This window comes from Bradyrhizobium sp. SHOUNA76, from assembly GCF_023006445.1.
Classification (GTDB): Bacteria; Pseudomonadota; Alphaproteobacteria; order Rhizobiales; family Xanthobacteraceae; genus Bradyrhizobium.
Map to the genome: position 1 here is coordinate 1 of NZ_JALBHA010000804.1, position 1,792 is coordinate 1,792.

Here is a 1,792-nt window from a genome sequence, read left to right on the forward strand (position 1 = left end):
CGGCGTGGTGTCGGGATTGGCGGCGGCGCCGAGCCACGCGACCCAACTGATGTCGGGCGCGGGTTGCGCGTCGACCGCAATAGGTTGCGGTCCATCCTTCGGCCAGCGCTCGGCGAGGATCCCTGCGGCATTGCCGACCAGGTGCGGCGCGCCGAATTGCGAGGCTGTGATCGCCTCGTCGATGCTGGCGACCTTCGGTCGCACCAGCTGGCTGCCGTCGCCGGCGACGATCTGGAAATAGACATGGTCGTGCCGTGCGTCGATCGCCGAGATCACGGGCGCCGATTTGCTCTGGCCAACGATGGCGGCGGCATAGGCCGACAAGGTGGTCAGCCCAATCGCCGGCCGCTCGGCCGCGAGCGCAAGGCCGCGCGCCGCCGAAATGCCGACGCGCAGGCCGGTGAAACTTCCGGGGCCGACGGTGACCGCGATGCGGTCGAGCGAGGTGAAGGCGAGATTGGCCGATTGCATGACGCGCGCGATCATCGGCATCAGGGCCTCGGCGTGGCCGCGCTTCATGAGAAGCTGCTCCTGCGCGAGGAGCTCGCCGGCGTCGGTGTCCAGCACCGCGACGGAGCAGGCGTCGAGCGCAGTATCGATGGCGAGGATCAGCATGGAAAAGCGAATGGCGAGTGGCGAATGGGGAGCAGTCTAGCGAACCAAGCGTCTATCCGCCATTCGTCATTCACAATTCGTAGCCCCTGATCGCGCCGCATTTCGTAGGGTGGGCAAAGGCGCTCTTGCGCTGTGCCCGCCACTTTTGTCGCCGAAAGAAACGGTGGGCACGCTTCGTTTGCCCACCCTACGGCACCTCCTACATCGGCCGGACTTCGACCACGTCGGGCACGAAATGCTTCAAAAGGTTCTGGATGCCGTGCTGGAGCGTCGCGGTCGACGACGGGCAGCCGGAGCAGGCGCCCTTCATGTTGAGATAGACGATGCCGTCCTTGAAGCCGCGGAAGGTGATGTCGCCGCCGTCATTGGCGACCGCCGGCCGCACGCGGGTCTCGATCAGGTCCTTGATCATGTCGACCGTTTCGGCATCGGCCTCGTCGAAGAACTCGTCCTCGTCGTCGAGATCGGCATCGCCCTGCGCCGCGCCGTCCGCGAGCAGCGGCGCGCCGGACATGTAGTGCTCCATGATGGCACCGAGGATCGCGGGCTTGAGTTGCTGCCATTCACCGTTTGCCTTGGTCACGGTGATGAAATCCGATCCGTAGAACACGCTGGTGACGCCGGGCACCTCGAACAGCTTTTCGGCGAGCGGGGAGCGGCCTGCGGTTTCGCGGCTCGCAAATTCCACCGGGTTGCCATCGACCACGACGCGGCCGGGAATGAACTTCAACGTGGCGGGATTGGGGGTGGCTTCGGTTTGAATAAACATGGTTTTCTCCAGACGTCGCCGGTTCAAGGCCGGCGCGTGCCCTATCCACTAGCAGATGGCGACGGCGAACGCACGATCAAGGGGCGAGAACGGCGTTCTGTTGTTATATCAGCGGGTTAGGGTAGCGAAATCTCCGCGGCGTCATGGCCGGGCTTGACGTGGATACCCGGGACAAGCCCGGGCGTGACGAGCAAACAACTGGCCGTACCCCAGACAGGGGTACCTACGACAGCGAATCCACGCTTTGGTCGCTCAGCGCGCCGGAAATGATCGTCACCGGGATCGGGAACGTCCCCACCGCGTGCGCGAGCAGGGCGACCAGGGGGCCCGGCCCTTCCGCGCCGGGGTTCGCGGCCAGCACCAGCATGGCGATGTCAGGGTCCTCGTCGATCACGGCGAGCAGCTGTT

The 1,792-nt window shown here is 65.3% G+C and carries 2 protein-coding genes and 1 pseudogene; all 3 read right to left on the minus strand.

The genetic code is table 11. The features are described from left to right. The coding region (tsaB, locus tag MOV74_RS37295; protein ID WP_246932414.1) for a tRNA (adenosine(37)-N6)-threonylcarbamoyltransferase complex dimerization subunit type 1 TsaB at positions 1–615 on the minus strand (615 nt) is incomplete at its 3' end. Between the two features lie 199 nt (positions 616–814). After that, positions 815–1,384: a NifU family protein gene (locus MOV74_RS37300; RefSeq protein ID WP_246932416.1), complete on the minus strand. Its 570-nt coding sequence runs from the start codon at positions 1,382–1,384 to the stop codon at positions 815–817. A 223-nt stretch (positions 1,385–1,607) separates the two neighbouring features. Beyond that, positions 1,608–1,792: pseudogene (locus tag MOV74_RS37305) on the minus strand (universal stress protein); the annotation flags it as partial.